Annotated in this window: 14 protein-coding genes; 11 read left to right on the top strand and 3 right to left on the bottom strand. The window is 69.4% G+C overall.

What is annotated here, in order from left to right:
- Positions 1-31 precede the first annotated feature (31 nt).
- The 3 genes from F4559_RS20575 to F4559_RS20585 are packed head-to-tail and all read left to right on the top strand — an operon-like array spanning position 32 to position 4325.
- A complete protein-coding gene (locus F4559_RS20575) occupies positions 32-1717 on the top strand; it encodes a hypothetical protein (RefSeq protein ID WP_184671063.1) in 1686 nt (561 codons plus the stop codon).
- Positions 1714-3891, top strand: a complete 2178-nt coding sequence (locus F4559_RS20580; RefSeq protein WP_221447311.1) for an integrase — start codon at positions 1714-1716, stop codon at positions 3889-3891. Before F4559_RS20575 ends, F4559_RS20580 begins: the two co-directional genes overlap by 4 nt.
- The gene (locus tag F4559_RS20585; protein ID WP_221447312.1) at positions 3888-4325 is read left to right on the top strand and encodes a hypothetical protein; all 438 of its coding nucleotides are present in this window, start codon (positions 3888-3890) and stop codon (positions 4323-4325) included. Before F4559_RS20580 ends, F4559_RS20585 begins: the two co-directional genes overlap by 4 nt.
- A 291-nt stretch (positions 4326-4616) precedes the next feature.
- Here the strand turns inward: F4559_RS20585 and F4559_RS20590 are convergent, their stop codons facing one another.
- Positions 4617-5066: a hypothetical protein gene (locus F4559_RS20590; protein ID WP_221447314.1), complete on the bottom strand. Its 450-nt coding sequence runs from the start codon at positions 5064-5066 to the stop codon at positions 4617-4619.
- Positions 5063-7663, bottom strand: a complete 2601-nt coding sequence (locus F4559_RS36470; RefSeq protein WP_221447315.1) for a multicopper oxidase domain-containing protein — start codon at positions 7661-7663, stop codon at positions 5063-5065. Before F4559_RS36470 ends, F4559_RS20590 begins: the two co-directional genes overlap by 4 nt.
- A gap of 435 nt (positions 7664-8098) precedes the next feature.
- Here F4559_RS36470 and F4559_RS20600 point away from each other — a divergent pair, with 435 nt between their 5' ends.
- From F4559_RS20600 to F4559_RS20635, 8 genes are all read left to right on the top strand, one after another.
- Entirely contained in the window at positions 8099-9286 is a 1188-nt protein-coding gene (locus F4559_RS20600) for an MFS transporter (protein ID WP_184676015.1), read from the top strand.
- Entirely contained in the window at positions 9279-9764 is a 486-nt protein-coding gene (locus F4559_RS20605; protein ID WP_184671065.1) for a hemerythrin domain-containing protein, read from the top strand. Before F4559_RS20600 ends, F4559_RS20605 begins: the two co-directional genes overlap by 8 nt.
- Positions 9765-9942: 178 nt before the next feature.
- Complete coding sequence (locus F4559_RS20610) at positions 9943-13614, top strand: nitrate reductase subunit alpha (RefSeq protein ID WP_184676017.1); 3672 nt, start codon at positions 9943-9945, stop codon at positions 13612-13614.
- Positions 13614-15308 (top strand): nitrate reductase subunit beta, encoded by a 1695-nt coding sequence (narH, locus tag F4559_RS20615; RefSeq protein ID WP_184671067.1) that lies wholly within the window; start codon positions 13614-13616, stop codon positions 15306-15308. Before F4559_RS20610 ends, narH begins: the two co-directional genes overlap by 1 nt.
- The gene (gene narJ / locus F4559_RS20620) at positions 15305-15958 is read left to right on the top strand and encodes a nitrate reductase molybdenum cofactor assembly chaperone (protein ID WP_184671070.1); all 654 of its coding nucleotides are present in this window, start codon (positions 15305-15307) and stop codon (positions 15956-15958) included. Before narH ends, narJ begins: the two co-directional genes overlap by 4 nt.
- Positions 15959-16044: 86 nt before the next feature.
- Positions 16045-16758, top strand: coding sequence for a respiratory nitrate reductase subunit gamma (gene narI, locus F4559_RS20625; RefSeq protein ID WP_184676020.1), 714 nt, complete (start codon positions 16045-16047; stop codon positions 16756-16758).
- Positions 16755-17090: a cupin domain-containing protein gene (locus F4559_RS20630; RefSeq protein ID WP_184671072.1), complete on the top strand. Its 336-nt coding sequence runs from the start codon at positions 16755-16757 to the stop codon at positions 17088-17090. Before narI ends, F4559_RS20630 begins: the two co-directional genes overlap by 4 nt.
- Positions 17091-17325: 235 nt before the next feature.
- Entirely contained in the window at positions 17326-17739 is a 414-nt protein-coding gene (locus tag F4559_RS20635) for a hypothetical protein (protein WP_184671074.1), read from the top strand.
- Between the two features lie 309 nt (positions 17740-18048).
- On the opposite strand, the gene F4559_RS20640 is transcribed toward F4559_RS20635, so the two are convergent.
- Positions 18049-18444 carry a pyridoxamine 5'-phosphate oxidase family protein gene (locus F4559_RS20640; protein WP_246445279.1) on the bottom strand — a complete coding sequence of 132 codons (396 nt, stop codon included), beginning with the start codon at positions 18442-18444 and terminating at the stop codon, positions 18049-18051.
- Positions 18445-18522: the final 78 nt, after the last annotated feature.

An 18522-nucleotide genomic window follows, 5' to 3' on the forward strand; every position in this document is an offset into this window, starting at 1 on the left:
CCCGGAGTATGTCGCGCCGGATGGCCTGGTCGTGCATCACCACAACAGCGCTGGCCGGGTCAAGGAGTACGACTTCTCCACTCTGCCGGTCGCCGAGCCGATGCAGCGCTCGCTGGCCACGCTGTTCGCGGCCCGCTGCATACCGCGCCGGTGGACTGTGCACGCCAGTTCCACGATGTACTGGCGGCAGCTGGAGATGTTCACGGCGTTCCTGTCCCGGCAGATGCGGCCACCGCGCGACGTAGACGAGCTGACCGCGAGTCTGATCGAACGTTGGCGGGAGCATGCGTTGGCCACTGTGGGTGGCTACACCACGTTCACCGCGGTGACGAGCCTGCTGCGCGGCGACCTCCGGCTGCAGACGGCGCCGGTCGCGGACACGCTGTCCCGGCGCGCCCCGCGACCCCGCAGCGGAATTCAGTCCTACAGCGAGGCCGAGTTCGACCGGATCAAGCTCGCCGCTCGGCGGATGTTCCGTGCTGCGTTGCTGCGGATCGAGCACAACGCCGCCCACCTGCACCGCTGGCAGGCGGGCGAGTTCGTTGAGGACAGCCGCGACTGGGCGCTCGGTGAAGCCTTGGACGTCCTCGCCCGCACCGGCGATCTCATCCGCCACCCCGGCCACCGCACGAGAGGCGGGCAAGGCATCGTCTACAAGTACCGGAAGGCGTTCGGGGGCATGGCCGCGGCGGTGACGTGGCAGCGGCTGTTTCTGTCCAGCATGGAGGCCACCGCGCTCGGGGTGCTGCTGCTGGCCGAGTTCGGTTGGAACCTCTCGGTGATCGACCGGGCCGCGATCCCGCGGGCGTTGCCCGACCCTGGGGAGGATGGCCGGCCGACGTACCGCATCCCGATCGAGAAACGGCGCTGCGGCGCGGGCCACTTCTACGAGACACGCAACGTCACCGACGACGGTGCCGCCTCGCCGGGCCGGCTGATCACCCACGCGTTGGCGGCTACCCGGTTTGCCCGCGCCATCGTCGCAGACCGGTCGCCCGAAACCGATCTGCTGGTGGTGTGGCGCACGCACGTCGCCGGTCGGGAACGCGCCGACGGTGACCGGCAGCCCCCGGTAGGTCCGTTCCATTTCGGGGTTCATCGCGACGCCGGTGCACGGTGGGCCCGCACGGTGGGGTTGCGCGGATCGCCGTTTCAGCGGGGACGGCAGACGGTGAACGCGCTCGACCGCCGTGAGCCGGGCCAAAACAGCCAGGACACGCACGACCGGCACTACGTGCTGGTCGACAAGCGAGTCCGGGCCGAGGCTGTCGCGATCGTCGCGGCCGGTGCGGAAGAAGCGACCGAGCACGCACGTCGAGCGGTGCTGGTGGCTGAACTCCAGGACGTGCCTGACCCCGGCGACGTGGAGACCGCGACCGCGGACTGCGCCGACATCGAGCACAGCCCCTACCCGGCACCTGGCGGTGGTTCTGGTGGTCGTTGCGGGGCGTCGTTCCTGATGTGCCTGGGCTGCGTGAACGCCCGGATCCATCCCGGCCACCATCCTCGGCTCGCCCATCTGCACGACGCGGTGGGCAACCTGCGCTCCGTGCTGGCCCCGACCGTGTGGGAGGTGGACTGGGGCGCGACCCACGCCCGCCTCGACGACCTGAAGACCAAGCTCGGCACCACCGGATGGACACGAGCGAAAGCCCAGCTCACCGACACCGACCGGGAACTGATCGACCTCATGCTGACCGGAGACCTCGACTCGTGACCGCCCCGGAGATCAACGCTGACATCAACTCCGGTGACCGGTATCTCCTGCCGCTGCCCGAGCCTGGCACTCCGGTGGTCCTGCCTCAGTTCGTCGTGGCGATGCACACCCACCTCAACGCCTGCTACGCCGACGCCGCCTGGCCGCTCGGCCCGCTGACGGCCAACCCCAGCACGTACCGGAGGGTGATCTACTGGCGCAACTGCCCGGCGGTGTTCGCCGACGAACTGCGGCTGGCCGCCTGGACGATGATCAACGGCCACCTGCGGCCCACGTTCCTGCAGACTCGCGGCGCCCGGCTGCGCTCCCGCCTCAGCGCCGCACAGATACACGAGACGATCTCGGCCTGGATACGACTGGCGATCTGGCTGCAGGCGCGCGGCATCCGCCGTCTCGCCGACTGCACCACCGGCGTCCTGCACTCCTACGGGCAACACCTCTTGAGCTACCACACCAACCGCAGCCACACGCACAAGATGTTGGGCGCGGTAACCCGGCTGTGGGCGTTCGACCAGCTCAGTGCCCGGCCCGCCGGGATCGGGCGGGCCCCGTGGGACGAACGCGGAGCCGATGACTACCTCCCCGCCGCCACGACAACCGGTGGGGAGAACGAGACCGAGCCACTGGCCGAACAAACGATGGGCCCGCTGCTTGTGTGGGCGATGCGCATGATCGACGACCTGGCCGAGGACATCCTCGCCGGCTGGGCCGAGACGCAGCGGCTGACCCAGGCCGCCCGCACCACCACCGGGACACCGCACGGGAAAGCCACATTGGAGGCGTTCCTCGCGCCGCTGCTCGCCGCCGGATCCCCGTTGCCCGCCGGCCGGACCCAGGGCGAGGTCTGTCTCGCCGCTACCTACCTCAGCGGCATCACCGGAGCCTCACGCTCCCAGATCGACAAGCTGAACCAGCGCGAGGGCCTCGCCGAGGCCGCCGCGCAGCGTCCAGGGCCGTGTCCGTTGAACGTCCCGGTCGCCGGCCGGATCGCCGGAGAGCCGTGGCGGCAGGCGCTGGACTTCGCCGAGGCCCCGGTGCTGATGCGACACCTCGGCACAGCGGCGTTCATCGTCTGCGCCTACTTGACCGGGATGCGCACCGGTGAGGTTCTGGGCATGCGCACCGGCTGCTGCCCCGACCCGAAACCCACTACCGGCGAGCACGCGGACGGCAACAACGCCGACGCGAACACGGGGCGGCACCTGATCCGCACCCACGAGTACAAGAACGCCGTCGACGCGGACGGCAACCACCAGTCCAGCGGCGTGGAACGCGACGTGCCCTGGGTGGCGATCACGCCCGTGGTCAACGCGATCCGTGTCCTGGAACGCATGGTCCCCGACGGGAGCCTGCTGTTCGACGGCCGGGCACATGATCTGCGCTACCACCGGCCCGGCACCGGGTCGCTGAAACCGGCGGCCATCCGGCACCGGATCGAGGACTTCGTGGCCTGGGCGAACACCGAGGCCCTCACACACCACATACCAGGCGAGGCGATTCCCGCCGACCCGCACGGCCCGATCGGCACCGCCCGGTTCCGCCGGTCGCTGGCCTGGCACATCGCTCGCCGCCCCAACGGACTGGTCGCCCTGGCCATCCAGTACGGCCACCTGCGCACCTCCGTCTCCGGCGCCTACGCCTCGCGCGGTCGCGGCGGCATTCACGAACTGCTGGACATGGAGACCGTCCGTGCGGTCGCTGACAGCGTCGCTGACCTGCACGACACCCTGGAAAACGGCGGCGGTGTCTCTGGTCCCGCGGCACGACGAGCCATCCGGGCCGCCGCGACGGCCCCGCGCTTCGCCGGCACCGTGATCACGGTCCGCACCGCACGGCGCTTGCTGGCCAACGAAGACGCCATGATCTACGACAACCCGCAAGCCTTCCTGCTCTGCCAGTACAAGCGCGAGCAGGCGCTGTGCCACCGCGACAGCGTCAAGCACACCGTTAAGGACACTCCCGGCCTGGACCACTGCGTCCCCGGCTGCGGCAACATCGTCCGCACCGACCAGCACGCCGCGCTGCTCCGCGACCGCGCTGCCTTCCTCGACACACGCGCACGCCACACCCCACATCCGGTCGCCGAGCGTCTGCGCACCACCGCCGGTCGACTCCGTGCCTACGCCGACACCCACGACCAGACCCGGACCACGCTGGAGGACACCACAGGATGAACCCCGCACCGAACGACGACGACAGGGAACGCGACCGCATCCGCGCCGCGATGGAACGCATCCTGGCCGGCACAGCCGAGAACTCCAACGGCGCCCTGACGATCGTCGCTCTCGCCCACGAGGCTGGCGTCTCCCGCAACGCGCTCACTCAACGCCACACCGACCTCAAGAACGAGTTCTACACGCGCGTCCGCGAACGCGGTGGCCCCTCCGAGGTGGAAGACCGGCTACGCAAGACCACCGCACGGCTCAAGAACACCATCGCCAACAAGAACACCGAACTCGAACAGCTCCGCGCGGACGTCCCGGCACTGGTCCGAACGATCAACGTGCTCACACTGGAAAACCAGCAACTCCGCCAAGCGCGCGAGCACAACCTCCCGACCGTCATACCGCTCCGGGATCGACCGCGCGCACCCCGCACGTGCGGATGATCCCCGCCAGGGACGACCCGTACAGCCCTTCAGCCCGTGGTTTCGAACCCCCACTGGCGTGCCAGTTCGAGTGCACCGGATTCGTGCCTGATCATCATGGTGGTGAGCCAGCGGTCGAACTGGGCGCCGCGGCGTGGCCGAGCGGCGCATGTTCTCGTGGGCCTCGCGCCGACATCGAGACGCCGCGATCCCATTCGTTGGCGTGGTTGGTGGTGGATTCTCGCGCGTCCCGTTGCCCTGTTGGCCACGGGGGCGAACTGAACGATCTCCTCGCTCAGGGTTTGGCGTGGCTTAGTGCGCGGTGCTTTCGGCGAGCGCCGTGGCGAGCAGGATGACGCCGAGTGAGCCGACCAGTGCGGTGATGGAGGCGGCTCTGGCCTTGCCGGGCTGGTGCCTGGCTTGGGCGATGCCGTGCAGCGCTGCGGCGACCATCACGAGGGTGAACAGGAGCAGCTTGGCGGCCAGGATGCGGCCGTAGCCGGGCTGCAGGAGCGTGGCCCAGGTGACGCCGTGTTGCCAGGCCAGCAAGACGCCGGTGGTGACCTGGTTGGGCAGGAAGACCGCCATGGTGATGATCGCGAATCGCTTGCCGACGGTGCGCAGCATGCCGGCTCGATCGTCCGCGGAGAGCATGCGGCGCACGGGCGGGAGCACCACGATGGTGATGGTCAACTGTCCGCCGACCCAGATGATGGCGCCGAGGACGTGCAGAAACCGCACGATGGTCCAGATGTCGATCACCGGTGTTGCTCCGTGACGGTGAACAAGCCGTGGGCGCCGTTCTCGGCGTGGCGCATGTCGTGGTCGACGAAAGGGTAGTGGCCGGGTTCGGGGAAGGTGAGTTCGACGAATCCGCCCTGGGCGGGGGCGAGGTCGAGGACCTGGGCGCCGCCAGCGGTCTCGGACGGGCGCAGCAGCCGGGCGCCCTCTTTGTAGACGGTGTCGAACTGGGCGCCGACGACGTGGAAGGCGGTGCTGTCGCCGGGGCCGGCGTTGACCAGCCAGATTCGGATGCGTTGGCCGGGGTGGGCGGTGAGCGGGGCGTGGTCGTACTGGGCGGCCATGCCGTTGAACATCCACCCGTCCGGTTGCCCGGCCTGGATTTTTCTGACCTGGTTGTCACTGCCGGGGGCGCCGAGGTAGAGCTGGGAGCTGACCATCAAGTACTCGTGGTCGACGGCGGGCAGATCGGGTGGGTCGATAATCACCGCGCCGTACATGCCGTTCGCGATGTGCTGGGACATGGGCATGGTGCTGCAGTGGTAGAGCCAGGCACCGGCGCGGGTCGCGGTGAACCGGTAGACCAGGCGCTCGCCGGGCCCGATGGTCCGCATCGGACCGTCGGGAGCGAGGGCGCTGGCGTGGAAGTCCATGCCGTGGCCGATAGTGGTGTCGTTGATCAGGGTGATCTCGAACTGGTCGCCGACCCGCCCGTGCAGGGTGGGGCCGGGTACGGTGCCGGGGCTGGTGTCGGCGAAGGTCCAGCGGCGTTCCCGTCGTCCGGGGGCGACCTCCAGGTCCTGTTCGGTGGCGCGCAGTTCGATCCGGTGCAGCGTGGCGGTCGTGGGGGCGAGGGTGGCGTCGCGGGGTACCCAACCGGGCGTCGGGTCGGCGGCCAGGTCGAGACCCGCGGTTGGCGCGGTGTCGCTGTTGTTGCCGTTGTCGTCGCTGTGGCTGTCCGGGGTGGTGTGCTGGTGGTCGCTTGGGGTGCGGATGGTCATGGTCATTCCGGCGGCGCGGTGTCCGGCCACGGTGCACCAGGCGTGCCGGGTCTCGCCCACTGGTCCGACGTCCAGCAGCGCGGTTTCGCCGTGGTGGAGCCGGGGTGTGTGCTGGCCGGTGTCCAGTCGCAGGTCGTGCGGCATCGCTTCCTGGTTGGTCACCCGCAGCACGAGGCGGGTACCGGCCGGGACGTCCACGGTGTCTGGGTGTACTCGCATCCCGGTCAGCGTCACCTCGACCGTGTGCGTCGGCGCGGAGACCGGGGCCGTGGCGGTGGTGTCCTGTCCGCTGCCGGCCACGGCCACGGCAAGCGCCACGGCGATCAGCCCGGCGAGGACCCCGCTGGTGGTGCCGTGGGCCTGCTTCTGGGCGGGTTCGAGGGGGAAGGCGCCGCGCCGCGCTACTGGGATCGCCACGCGCAACGCCAGCACGAGGAAGGTCGCGACGCTGAGCGCGGCCAGAGCCCATCCCAGCTGCGGCAGCGGGCTCGGCAAGCCGACGGCGACCAGCGGGACCGCGAGGTTCGCGGCGATGAGCCGCAGCTGCCAGCCGCGGGCGAGGATGTCGGCGATGGCTCTGTGTTCGGCCGGGCCACGCCCGAGCACGACCGGCAACAGCTTGGTGAGGGCGCCGACGAGCACCTGGGCGGCGAACCCGACGGCCAGAACCGGCATCACCGTGGTGACCACGCCGGGGAGGTCCTCGACGGACCCGGCGACGAGCAGGCGGACGGCGTCGAGGAGCACGGAGATGCCGAGCCAGGCAGTGGCGGCGGCGAGCATCCACGCCGCCGGTCCGTGCGGTGTGGTGGCGGGTCGCAGGGGGATGATCGTCAGGACGATCCCGGCCGTGTAGCAGAGCAGACCGGCGACGGTCACCCACACGGTCGCGGTCAGCATGCCGGCGACAGCGGCCAGTAGCCCCGCCGCGAGTGTCGGCAGCGCGCGGCGCGCGGCGGTCAGGGTGCTGTCGGTGATGCGGGTTCCGGTCGTGGTCGGCCACAGCGTGAACAGCGTGCCCAGGACGGACAGCCCGACCCAGCCCAGCAGGGTGAGATGCACGTGCGCGGTCCACAGCCGGACGTACCACTGGGCGGCTCCGATCGCCAGCGCGGCGCCCGACAGCGCCCCGAGGACCAGTGCGGCGCTCGCGGCTGTGTAGTAGCCGACCAGGTAGCCGAAGCGCCCTGGCAGGGCGGTGCGCGTCATCCGGAACAGGGCGATGGTGTGCACGGTCGCGATGACCGCGACACCCGCCCCGCCCGCCCCGGCCACGACCGTGGCGTCGGCGGCGACTCCGATGAGCGCGGCGGTGATGAACAGGTTCAGCACCGTCAGTCCGAGCGCGAGCCGCCGCGGCGGAGGACCGGGCACGCGACACAGCGTCACGACGAAGTGCTCCGACCAGATCACGATCGCGTTGGTGACCGCCCCGAGCAGCAGTGCGTGCAGTGCTACCCAGACCGGCAGGCCGAGCACGTCGTGCACGGCCAGCAGGGCGACGGCCAGCGCGAGCCAGCCGAGCACCACGATGTTGGCCCACACGAACACCGATCCCCGCGGACCGCTCCGGCGGCCCCGCGCCGGGGGCGGGATGAGGTCAACGAACTGCGTCACCGGAGCTCCCCACCGCGCCGACACTGCCCCGACCCGTGCCCGGACTGGTCCAGACGACAGGCCGTGATCCCGGCCTGGTGCGGCCCGCAGCGCGCCTGACCTGGCTTGTTACACCCGGTTTGGTTCACGCGTTTCAGGGAACCCGGTGATCGTTGCGCCGGGTAGGGACGTTGGTCCTTTCGAGTACCAGTCCCTCGCCCCTATATCGGCCGTGGGTGGATGATCCACGCTGGAGACGCTCACCGACCGGTGGGGCAGACACGAGTGCGCAACCGAGGGCCGAGACCGCCGATGACCTCGACACACCACACGACGGGGAGAACGCCAGCAGTGCAGCAGCCGGGCTCCCGACCGATGACCTCCAGTGGCCCGCCGACCGGGAGCCCGCCGACGAGTTCACCAGCGAGTTCGTCGGCGACCGGGCGGCGGGTGGTGATGCTGAGCCTGGCCACGGTCGGGTTCGCGATCAACTTCTGGGCGTGGGCGCTGCTGAGCCCGCTCGGGCCGCTGTTCAAGGACTCCCTGGGATTGAGCGCGTTCCAGCAGGCCCTGCTGGTCGCCGTGCCCGTGGTGGTCGGGTCGGTGGGGCGGATCCCGGTGGGGGCGCTGACAGACCGGTTCGGTGGGCGGGTGATGTTCCCGCTGATCTCGGCGGTCACGATCGTGCCGGTGCTGTTCCTCGGGCTCCTTGGGCATTCCTCATTGGTCGCGCTGCTCGTGGGTGGGTTCTTCCTCGGGCTGGGTGGTACTGCGTTCGCGGTGGGGGTGCCGTTCGTCAACGCCTGGTTCCCGCCCGAGCGGCGTGGGCTGGCGATCGGGGTCTTCGGCGCGGGTATGGGCGGGACCGCGATCAGCGCCCTGACCACCGTGCGGTTGGTGGACACCGGCGGGGTGGCGACACCGTTCGTGGTGACCGCGGTGGTGCTGGCCGTGTACGCGGTCGCCGCGGCCGTGCTGCTGCGGGACGCTCCGGGGCGGAGTGTGCCGACCGAGCCGGTGGCGCGCCGTCTGGCCGACACCGTGCGGCTGCCGGTGACCTGGCAGGCGTCCTGGTTGTACGCGGTGGCCTTCGGCGGGTATGTGGCGTTCTCGGTCTATCTGCCCGCCTATCTCAAGACCGCCTACGGGCTGGCCCAGGCCGACGCGGCCAACCGGATGGCCGGGTTCGTGCTGCTCGCCGTGGTGCTGCGCCCGGTCGGTGGCTGGTTGTCCGACCGGTTCGGCCCGATCCGGGTACTGGTGGCCGTCTTCGCGGTGGTCACCGCCGGTGCGGCGGTGCAGGCGTTCACCCCGCCGTTGATGCCGGTGGGCACGATCGCGTTCCTGTCCATGGCCGCCGCGCTCGGCGCGGGCAGCGGTGCGGTGTTCGCGCTGGTCGCGCTGCTGGCGCCAGGGAACAAGGTCGGCTCGGTCACCGGCGTGGTCGGCGCGGCCGGCGGCCTGGGCGGGTTCATCCCGCCACTGGTGATGGGCGCCCTCTACGGCGCGTTCAGCTCCTACGCGCTCGGGCTGGCCGCGCTGGCCGTGGTCGCCGCCATCACCCTCGCGTTCACGATGACCACCGTGCGGCGCTCGCTGCACGCCCACCAGCCTGGCGAATCGGCGGGAGCACGACGTGTGTGAGTACTGCGGGTGCCTGGCCCTGACCGCGATCGCGGACCTGACCCGCGAGCACGACCAGGTCGTCACACTGATCAGCCACATCCGCGCCGCGCACACAGGCGGTGACCTCGCCGCGATGGCCACCGCCGCGCGGCAGATCGCCGCGGTGCTCGGCCCGCACACCGCCGTGGAGGAACAGGGCCTGTTCCCGCCGCTGGCCGCCGAGTTCCCCGACCACATCGCCGACTTGACCGCCCAGCACCGGCACATCGAGAGTGCTCTCGGCGAGGCCACCGACGGGGTGCCTACCGACCCGACCTGGCCGGCGCGGCTGCTCGACGCCCTACACCTGCTGCGCGAGCACATCCTCGCCGAGCAGGACGGTGTGTTCCCCGCCGCCCTGAGCAGCCTCGACACCGCCGACTGGGACGCCATCGAGGTGATCCGAGCCCGCGTCGGCACCACGGCCGCCGCCACGACACCGGCCTCCGCCGGGTAGATCGACATGGAGGTCGACGTTCGGCCGACGCGGCCGGCGAAGCGATCTGCGACCCCGGCGGCCGGCAACTATGGTCGAACCCGGCCCTGTCGATCAACACTCCCTGCCCCGGATTGCCAGGAGGACCCACCCGGTGAGCACTGACACTGATCCCACCACCACCTCCAGCCACGCCGGCCTGGACAACGACCTGACAGACGCCCTGGTCCGCACCCGCCGATTCTTCACCCGCGCCGAGGTCTCCTCGGATCTGCGGACGTTGCACAAGATCGGCGGGCGGCAGGCGGACGAGTTCTACCGGGACCGGTGGAGCCACGACAAGGTCGTCCGCTCCACGCACGGGGTGAACTGCACCGGGTCGTGCTCGTGGAAGGTCTACGTCAAGGACGGGATCATCACCTGGGAGGCCCAGCAGACCGACTACCCCTCGGTCGGCCCGGACAGCCCCGAGTACGAGCCGCGCGGCTGCCCGCGTGGTGCGGCGTTCTCCTGGTACACCTACTCACCCACCCGCGTGCGCTACCCGTATGTGCGCGGTGTGCTGCTGGAGATGTACCGGGAAGCGAAGTCCCGCCTCGGCGACCCGGTGCTCGCCTGGGCCGACATCGTCGAAGACTCCGAGCGGGCCCGTCGCTACAAGGCCGCGCGTGGCAAGGGCGGGCTGGTTCGCGCGTCGTGGGACGAGGCGACCGAGATGATCGCCGCCGCGCACGTGCATACGATCAAGACCTACGGCCCGGACCGCGTCGCCGGGTTCTCCCCGATCCCCGCGATGTCGATGGTCTCGCACGCCTCGGGCGCCCGGTTCGTGTCGCTGCTGGGCGGGACGATGCTGTCGTTCTACGACTGGTACGCCGACCTGCCGGTCGCCTCACCACAGGTGTTCGGCGACCAGACCGACGTGCCCGAATCCGGGGACTGGTGGGACGCCGGCTATCTGATCATGTGGGGCTCCAACGTCCCGGTGACCCGCACACCGGACGCGCACTGGATGGCCGAGGCCCGCTACCGGGGCCAGAAAGTGATCGCGGTGTCCCCGGACTACGCGGACAACGTCAAGTTCGCCGACGAGTGGCTGGCCGCCCAGCCGGGCACCGACGGCGCGTTGGCGATGGCGATGGGGCACGTGATCCTGCGTGAGTTCTTCGTGGACCGGCAGGTGCCTTACTTCCTCGACTACGTCAAGCGCTACACCGACCTGCCGTTCCTGATCCGGCTCGACGAACACGGGAACGTGCACCGGCCGGGGAAGTTCCTCACCGCCGCCGACCTCGCCGACCACGCGGGCGCGGAGAACGCGGCGTTCAAGACCGTCCTGCTCGACTCCGCCACCGGTGGCCCGGTCGTGCCCGGTGGCTCTCTCGGGTTCCGCTACGGGGAGCAGGGCGCGGGCCGCTGGAACCTCGACCTCGGTGAGGTCGACCCGCTGCTGTCGGTCCACGGCGACGAGGCGGTGGTCGTCGAGCTGCCGCGTTTCGACTCGGCCGGCGGCGCGGACGGTTCGATGGCCGTGTTGCGCCGCGGTGTACCGGTACGCCAAGTCGGCGGTCACCTCGTCACCACGGTGTTCGACCTGCTGCTCGCGCAGTACGGCGTGCACCGCGACGGCCTCCCCGGCGACTGGCCCACCGGGTACGACGACCCCGAACAGCCGTACACGCCGGCCTGGCAGGAAGCCATCACCGGCGTCCCCGCGCAGGCAGCGGCGCGGATCGGGCGGGAGTTCGCCGCCAACGCGGAAGAGTCCCGCGGCCGGTCGATGATCATCATGGGGGCGGGCACCAACCACTGGTTCCACTCCGACACCATCTACCGCGCCTTCCTGACGCTAACTACACTCACCGGCTGTCAGGGCGTCAACGGTGGCGGCTGGGCGCACTACGTCGGGCAGGAGAAGTGCCGCCCGATCACCGGCTGGTCCCAGCTCGCGTTCGGGCTGGACTGGTCGCGCCCGCCGAGGCAGATGATCCAGACCGCCTACTGGTACCTGCACACCGACCAGTTCCGCTACGACCACTTCGGCGCCGACACCCTCGCCGCCGCCACCGCCGGCGGGCAGTTGGCGGGCAAGACCACCGCGGACGTGATCGCCCAGTCCGCGCGGATGGGCTGGATGCCCTCCTACCCGACGTTCGACCGCAACCCGCTGGACCTGGCCGACGACGCGGAGCGGGCCGGCGTCCCAGTCGGCGAGCACGTGGTGAGCGAGTTGAAAGCCGAACGACTCCGATTCGCCTGCGAGGACCCGGACTCGCCGGAGAACTTCCCCCGCGTGCTCAGCATCTGGCGGGCCAACCTGCTCGGCTCCTCGGCGAAGGGCAACGAGTACTTCTTCAAACACCTGCTGGGCACCGACCACTCGCTGCGCGCGCAGGAGACCCCGCCGGAGGCGCGGCCGAAGGACGTGGTCTGGCACGACGAGGCGCCGGTCGGCAAACTGGACCTGCTGCTGTCCCTCGATTTCCGGATGACGAGCACCACGATCTTCTCCGACGTCGTGCTGCCCGCGGCGACCTGGTATGAGAAGCACGACCTGAACACCACCGACATGCACCCGTTCGTGCACTCGTTCAACCCCGCCATCGCACCACCCTGGCAGACCCGCACCGACTGGGCCGCCTTCCAGGCCATCGCCCAGGTCTTCGGCACACTGGCGGAAAAGCACCTCGGGACGCGCAAGGACGTCGTGGCCACCCCGCTGCTGCACGACACCCCCGACGAACTGGCCACCCCGCACGGGCGAGTGCTGGACTGGAAGACCGGGGACTGCGAACCGATCCCCGGCGTCACCATGCCCAAGCTCACCGTGGTGGAGCGCGACTACACCGCGATCGCGGCCAAGATGGGGGCGCTGGGCCCGCTCGCGGACTCGCTCGGCGCCACCACCAAGGGCGTCACCTTCCAGGTGGAGCGGGAGGTGGAGTACCTGCGGCACAAGAACGGCGCCATCCGCGGCGGCCCCGCCGACGGCCGCCCGTCGCTGGTCCGCGACGTGCACGCCTGCGAGGCGATCCTCGCGCTATCCGGCACCACCAACGGACACCTCGCCACCCAAGGGTTCCGCACCCTCGAACAACGCACCGGCACCCAGCTGGCGGACCTCGCGGCCGAACACGAAGGCAAGCAGATCACCTTCGCCGACACCCAGTCAGCACCGGTCCCGGTGATCACCTCGCCGGAGTGGTCCGGCTCCGAGACAGGCGGTCGCCGGTACTCGCCGTTCACCATCAACGTCGAACGCCTCAAGCCCTGGCACACCCTCACCGGCCGCCAGCACTTCTTCCTCGACCACGACTGGATGACCGAACTCGGCGAGAACCTGCCGGTGTTCCGACCACCGCTGAACATGCACGCCCTGTTCGACGAACCCCGCATCGGCGAACAGGGATCACTGGGCATTACCGTCCGGTACCTGACACCGCACTCGAAGTGGTCGATCCACTCCGAGTACCAGGACAACCTGTTCATGCTCAGCCTCTCCCGCGGCGGCCAGACCATCTGGATGTCCCAAGAGGACGCAGCGAAGATCGGCGTGCATGACAACGACTGGATCGAGGCGGTCAACCGCAACGGCGTCGTCGTCGCCCGCGCGATCGTCTCCCACCGCATGCCCGAAGGCACCGTCTACATGCACCACGCCCAGGACCGGCTCATCGACGTCCCGCGCACCGAAACCTCAGGCAAACGCGGCGGCATCCACAACTCCCTGACCCGGCTGCTGATCAAACCAAGTCATCTGATCGGCGGCTACGCGCAGCTGTCGTTCGCCTTCAACTACCTCGGGCCCACGGGCAACCAGCGCGACGAGATCACCGTCATCCGCCGCCGCAACCAGGAGGTGCAGTACTGATGCGCGTCATGGCGCAGATGGCCATGGTCATGAACCTCGACAAGTGCATCGGCTGCCACACCTGCTCGGTCACCTGCAAACAAGCATGGACCAACCGCTCCGGCGTCGAGTACGTCTGGTTCAACAACGTCGAAACCCGCCCAGGGCAGGGATATCCACGCACCTACGAGGACCAGGAACGGTGGCGCGGCGGCTGGACGCTGGGCAAGCGCGGCAGGCTCAAGCTCAAAGGCGGCGGTCGGTTGCGCAAACTGCTGACCATCTTCTCCAACCCCAAGCTGCCCAGCATCAACGACTACTACGAGCCCTGGACCTACGACTACGACAACCTCACCAGCGCACCGCTGCAGGAACACACCCCGGTCGCCCGACCGCGATCGCTGATCAGCGGCGAACCCACCAAGATCACCTGGTCGGCCAACTGGGACGACAACCTCGGTGGCTCACCCGACCACGGCCACAAAGACCCACTGCTCAAAGGCATCGCCGACAAGGTGAAGTTCGAGTTCGAGCAGACCTTCATGTTCTACCTGCCCCGCATCTGTGAGCACTGCCTCAACCCCTCCTGCGCCGCGTCCTGTCCGTCGGGGGCGATCTACAAACGCAGCGAGGACGGCATCGTCCTAGTCGACCAGGACCGCTGCCGGGGCTGGCGGATGTGCGTGTCCGGCTGCCCCTACAAGAAGGTCTACTTCAACCACCGCACCGGCAAGGCCGAGAAGTGCACCTTCTGCTTCCCCCGCATCGAGGTCGGCATTCCCACCGTGTGCGCGGAAACCTGCGTGGGCCGGCTGCGCTACATCGGGTTGGTCCTCTACGACGCCGACAAGGTCCTGGAAGCCGCGTCCACACCGGACGAGAAGGACCTCTATGAGGCGCAGCGGCAGGTGTTCCTGGACCCGCACGACCCCGTCGTGGCACGCGAGGCCGAACGCGCGGGCATCCCGCGTGACTGGATCGACGCCGCCCAGCGGTCCCCGATCTACTCGCTGATCAACACCTTCAAGGTGGCGTTGCCGCTGCACCCCGAGTACCGCACCATGCCGATGGTCTGGTACATCCCGCCGCTGTCACCCGTGGTGGACATCGTCCGGGACACCGGCCACGACGCCGAGGACCACGGCAACCTGTTCGCCGCGATCGAGGCGCTGCGGATCCCGGTGGAGTACCTGGCGCAGCTGTTCACCGCCGGGGATGTCGAGCCGGTGAACGCGGTTCTGCGCCGGCTGGCCGCGATGCGCTCCTACATGCGCGACATCAACCTCGGCCGCGAACCCAGAGAAGCCATCGCGACCAAGGTGGGCATGACCGGCGAGCAGGTCTACGACATGTACCGGCTGCTCGCCCTGGCGAAGTACGACGAGCGTTACGTCATCCCGCCCGCCCACGCCGAACAGGCCCACGGCCTGGAGGAACTGGCCACCGAGTGCAGCCTGGACTACGAGGGCGGTCCCGGCATGGGCGGCTCCGGGCCCTTCGGCGAGAGCTCCGGTGGGGTGTCGCCGATCGCGGTGGAGAACTTCCGGATGCTGCGCGATCGGCAGACCAGCGACACCATGGCTGCACCGGTGGACAAGGGCGCGCGGGTGAACCTGCTCAACTGGGACGGCAAGGGCCGCCCGGACGGGCTGTTCCCGCCGAAGGAACAGCCAGGCGGCGGGGATCCGGCCGGTGAGGTGGACCCGAAGCCATGACCGTCACCGGCACCCACCGCGCCGCTGCCTGGCAGGTCCAGTCTCTGGCGATGAGCTACCCCGACGAGCAGTTCGTGGACCGGCTGCCGTTGCTGCGGGCCGCGGTCCGGACATTGCCGGAGCCGCTCGCCGCGCCGCTGACCGCGTTCTTCGACCACGTCGCGGCCACCCCGCTGACCGACCTGGCCGCGGACTACGTGGCGACCTTCGACCACCGCAAGCGGTTCAGCCCCTACCTGACCTACTTCGCCTACGGCGACACCCGCAAACGCGGCATGGCACTGCTGCGGTTCAAACACGCCTACCGCGCCGCAGGACTCGAACTCGACGACAGTTCCGACGGCGCTGAGCTGCCCGATCACCTCGCCGTTGTACTGGAGTTCGCCGCCACCGGTGACCCGGTCGTGGGGCAACGGCTGATGATCGAACACCGCGCCGGCCTGGAACTCATCCGCCTGGGCCTGCGCGAGACCGGCTCGCCGTGGGCGCACGTCCTGCAGTCCGTGTCGGCGACCCTTCCCCCACTGGGCCGCCACGAGCACGAGGCGGTCGCCCGCCTGGCTGCGGAAGGCCCGCCCGAGGAGGAAGTCGGTCTCGCGCCGTTCGCTCCTCCCGAGTACATGCCGCAACCGCAAGGAGGCCCCCGATGACGCCCCCGACGACAGCGACGGCGGCGACGACGCCGTGGCTCACGGCTCAGGAAGCGGGTACGACGTCGTCGAGCACACTGGACATCATGCTGTGGGTGGTGGTGCCCTACGTGTCCATCGCGGTGTTCATCGTCGGGCACGTATGGCGCTACCGCTACGACAAGTTCGGCTGGACCACCCGCTCCTCCCAGCTCTACGAGAACCGCCTGCTGCGGTTGGGAAGCCCGCTGTTCCACTTCGGCATCCTGCTCGTCGCCCTCGGCCACGTCGGCGGCCTGCTCGTGCCCAAGTCCTGGACCGAGGCGGTCGGGGTGAGCGAGAGCGTCTACCACGCCGTCGCCGTCGGGCTCGGCGTGCTGGCCGGGGTGTGCACGCTGGTCGGTGCGGCGATCCTGGTCTACCGTCGCCGCACCGTGGGACCGGTGTTCTCGGCCACCACCCGCAACGACAAGATCATGTACGTGCTGCTCGTCGGCACCATCGTCCTCGGCCTCGGCACCACCGTGCTGGGCAACCTCACCGACCACCCCCACGACTACCGCGAGTCGGTGTCACCGTGGTTCCGATCCATCTTCTACTTCCAGCCCGAACCCAGCCTGATGGCCGCCGCACCGCTCGGGTTCCAACTGCACGCGCTCGCCGCGTGGGCACTGTTCGCGTTCTGGCCCTTCAGCCGCCTGGTGCACGTGTTCTCCATGCCGCTGGGGTATCTCACCCGCCCCTACATCGTCTACCGCAGCCGCGACGAACGACAGTTGGGCAGCCGCGCGCCTCGACGCGGTTGGGAGCGAGCCCGATGAACAACCACACCACCGTCACCGCGGTCGACGCCCTCGCACCGGAACTACTTGCCGAAGCGCGTCAGCACGCCTCACACCGGGCCGCCCGGACACTGGTGTCCGGAACCTCGCAACGAGCCACGCTCATCGCCTTGACCCAGGGCGCTGAACTGGCCGAGCACGACTCACCGCCGGCCGCCACCCTCCACGTGATCACCGGAACGGTGCGCCTGCACACCCACGACACCGAGTGGACGCTCGACAGCGGACATCTCGCGGTCATTCCGCCGCAGCGACACGGACTGGCCGCCCTCACCGACGCCGTCGTCCTGCTCACCGTCGCCCTCCGCTAGTGCGATGACTACTCACGATCACCGGTTTGGCGACACGCCGTGGGATCAACAGTGGTCACCGCACCGTCGACGCCGCCTACCCTCGCAGGGCTCCCGCTAGGTTGGTGACGAACGCGATCCGGCCGTGAGGAGGTCTGGTGGTGCTTGACGATTCGGCCAAGGCGTTGATGACCTTCGGGATATCACGGCGTGCGGCGAAGGCCGCCTCGCGGCTGGTGCGCGGACAGTCACCACCTTGATGTGCTCGTTGCTTCCTCATGTCGAAAACAGCCCGGCACTAACGACCTTCGTCAAAGCGCAGGCCGGTCTCACTCCGGTGCTGCCCCAGCTGACCGGGAAAGTGGTTCCCCGCATGGTCGGCATGGAATCCCGGCCGAACTGGGCCAACGTCGCCACGGTGCCGATGCTGTGGTTGGAGGCGATCACGAGTGAGCTAATCCCACGCTCGCTCGCCAACCTGGAGTTGGCTGGCCCGATGACCAATCAGCGGCCGACCCCGGTGGGCGAGCTGGTTGATGCCCGGCGCGACGATGGCCGCCGCGCCATGGAGCAGTTGGCCGAGCATGCCGGAGAGGAATCCGCTCACCGGATCAAGACCAGGTGGGCCGCGTGCTTGCCTTCACCGCCTACCGCACCGGGCAGGCATTGATCACCACAGCTGCGCTGGACCTCATCGACATAGCCGAACGCGCACTCTAACCCATCCAACGACCCCACTCCTGGCACAAGCGGTTGCTGTGTCTTCGATGTGGTCCTTCGCCTCAGGCAAGGTCAAGAGTGGACCCGCACCACCCTAAGATCACGCGCCCACCCGGCGTGCGCCGCCCACCCGGTGATCGTCAGCGGTCACCGCAGTAGCCAACCAGGCCAATCATCCTGTCCGACGACCTCGCCCGCCAGGGCATGTCCGGCGCGGAGAACCCAAGGGCACACGCAGCTCGGCTGCCGGCTGGCCTGATCAGGCGGTAGCAGCCAACGGCGCATGCAGGCGACGCCCGGTCACCTTTTGGGTCTGGACGCGGATGAAATGGTCACGGCGGCCATCCACCCACGGCTGCAGCCACGTCCCGGCCACGTCCACGAGCTCGGCGACGTCGGTGATCAGGTTCGCGTGACCGACCACGGTCACGCTCCACCCGGTCCGCAGGTCGGGGTCGAGCTCGTCGGCCTGGAAGGCCACCACGATATTGCCGGTCGCGGCGGCCAGCTTCGCGCCACCGGCAACCCGGATCACCACCTGCCCCCGATAGAGCCGGAAGTTCACCGGCTGCACCGCCGGCAGGGCATCTTCGGTGAAGACCAGACGCCCCACCCGCACGGTCTGCAGCAGGCCCAGGCACTGCTCGCGGTCCAAGACCTCAAGCTGCTGTCGATCTGACACGACGACTCCACATACGCGACGGGACAACAATCACCCTTCGAGGATGCGCGC

It is taken from the genome of Saccharothrix violaceirubra (assembly GCF_014203755.1).
Classification (GTDB): domain Bacteria; phylum Actinomycetota; class Actinomycetes; order Mycobacteriales; family Pseudonocardiaceae; genus Actinosynnema; species Actinosynnema violaceirubrum.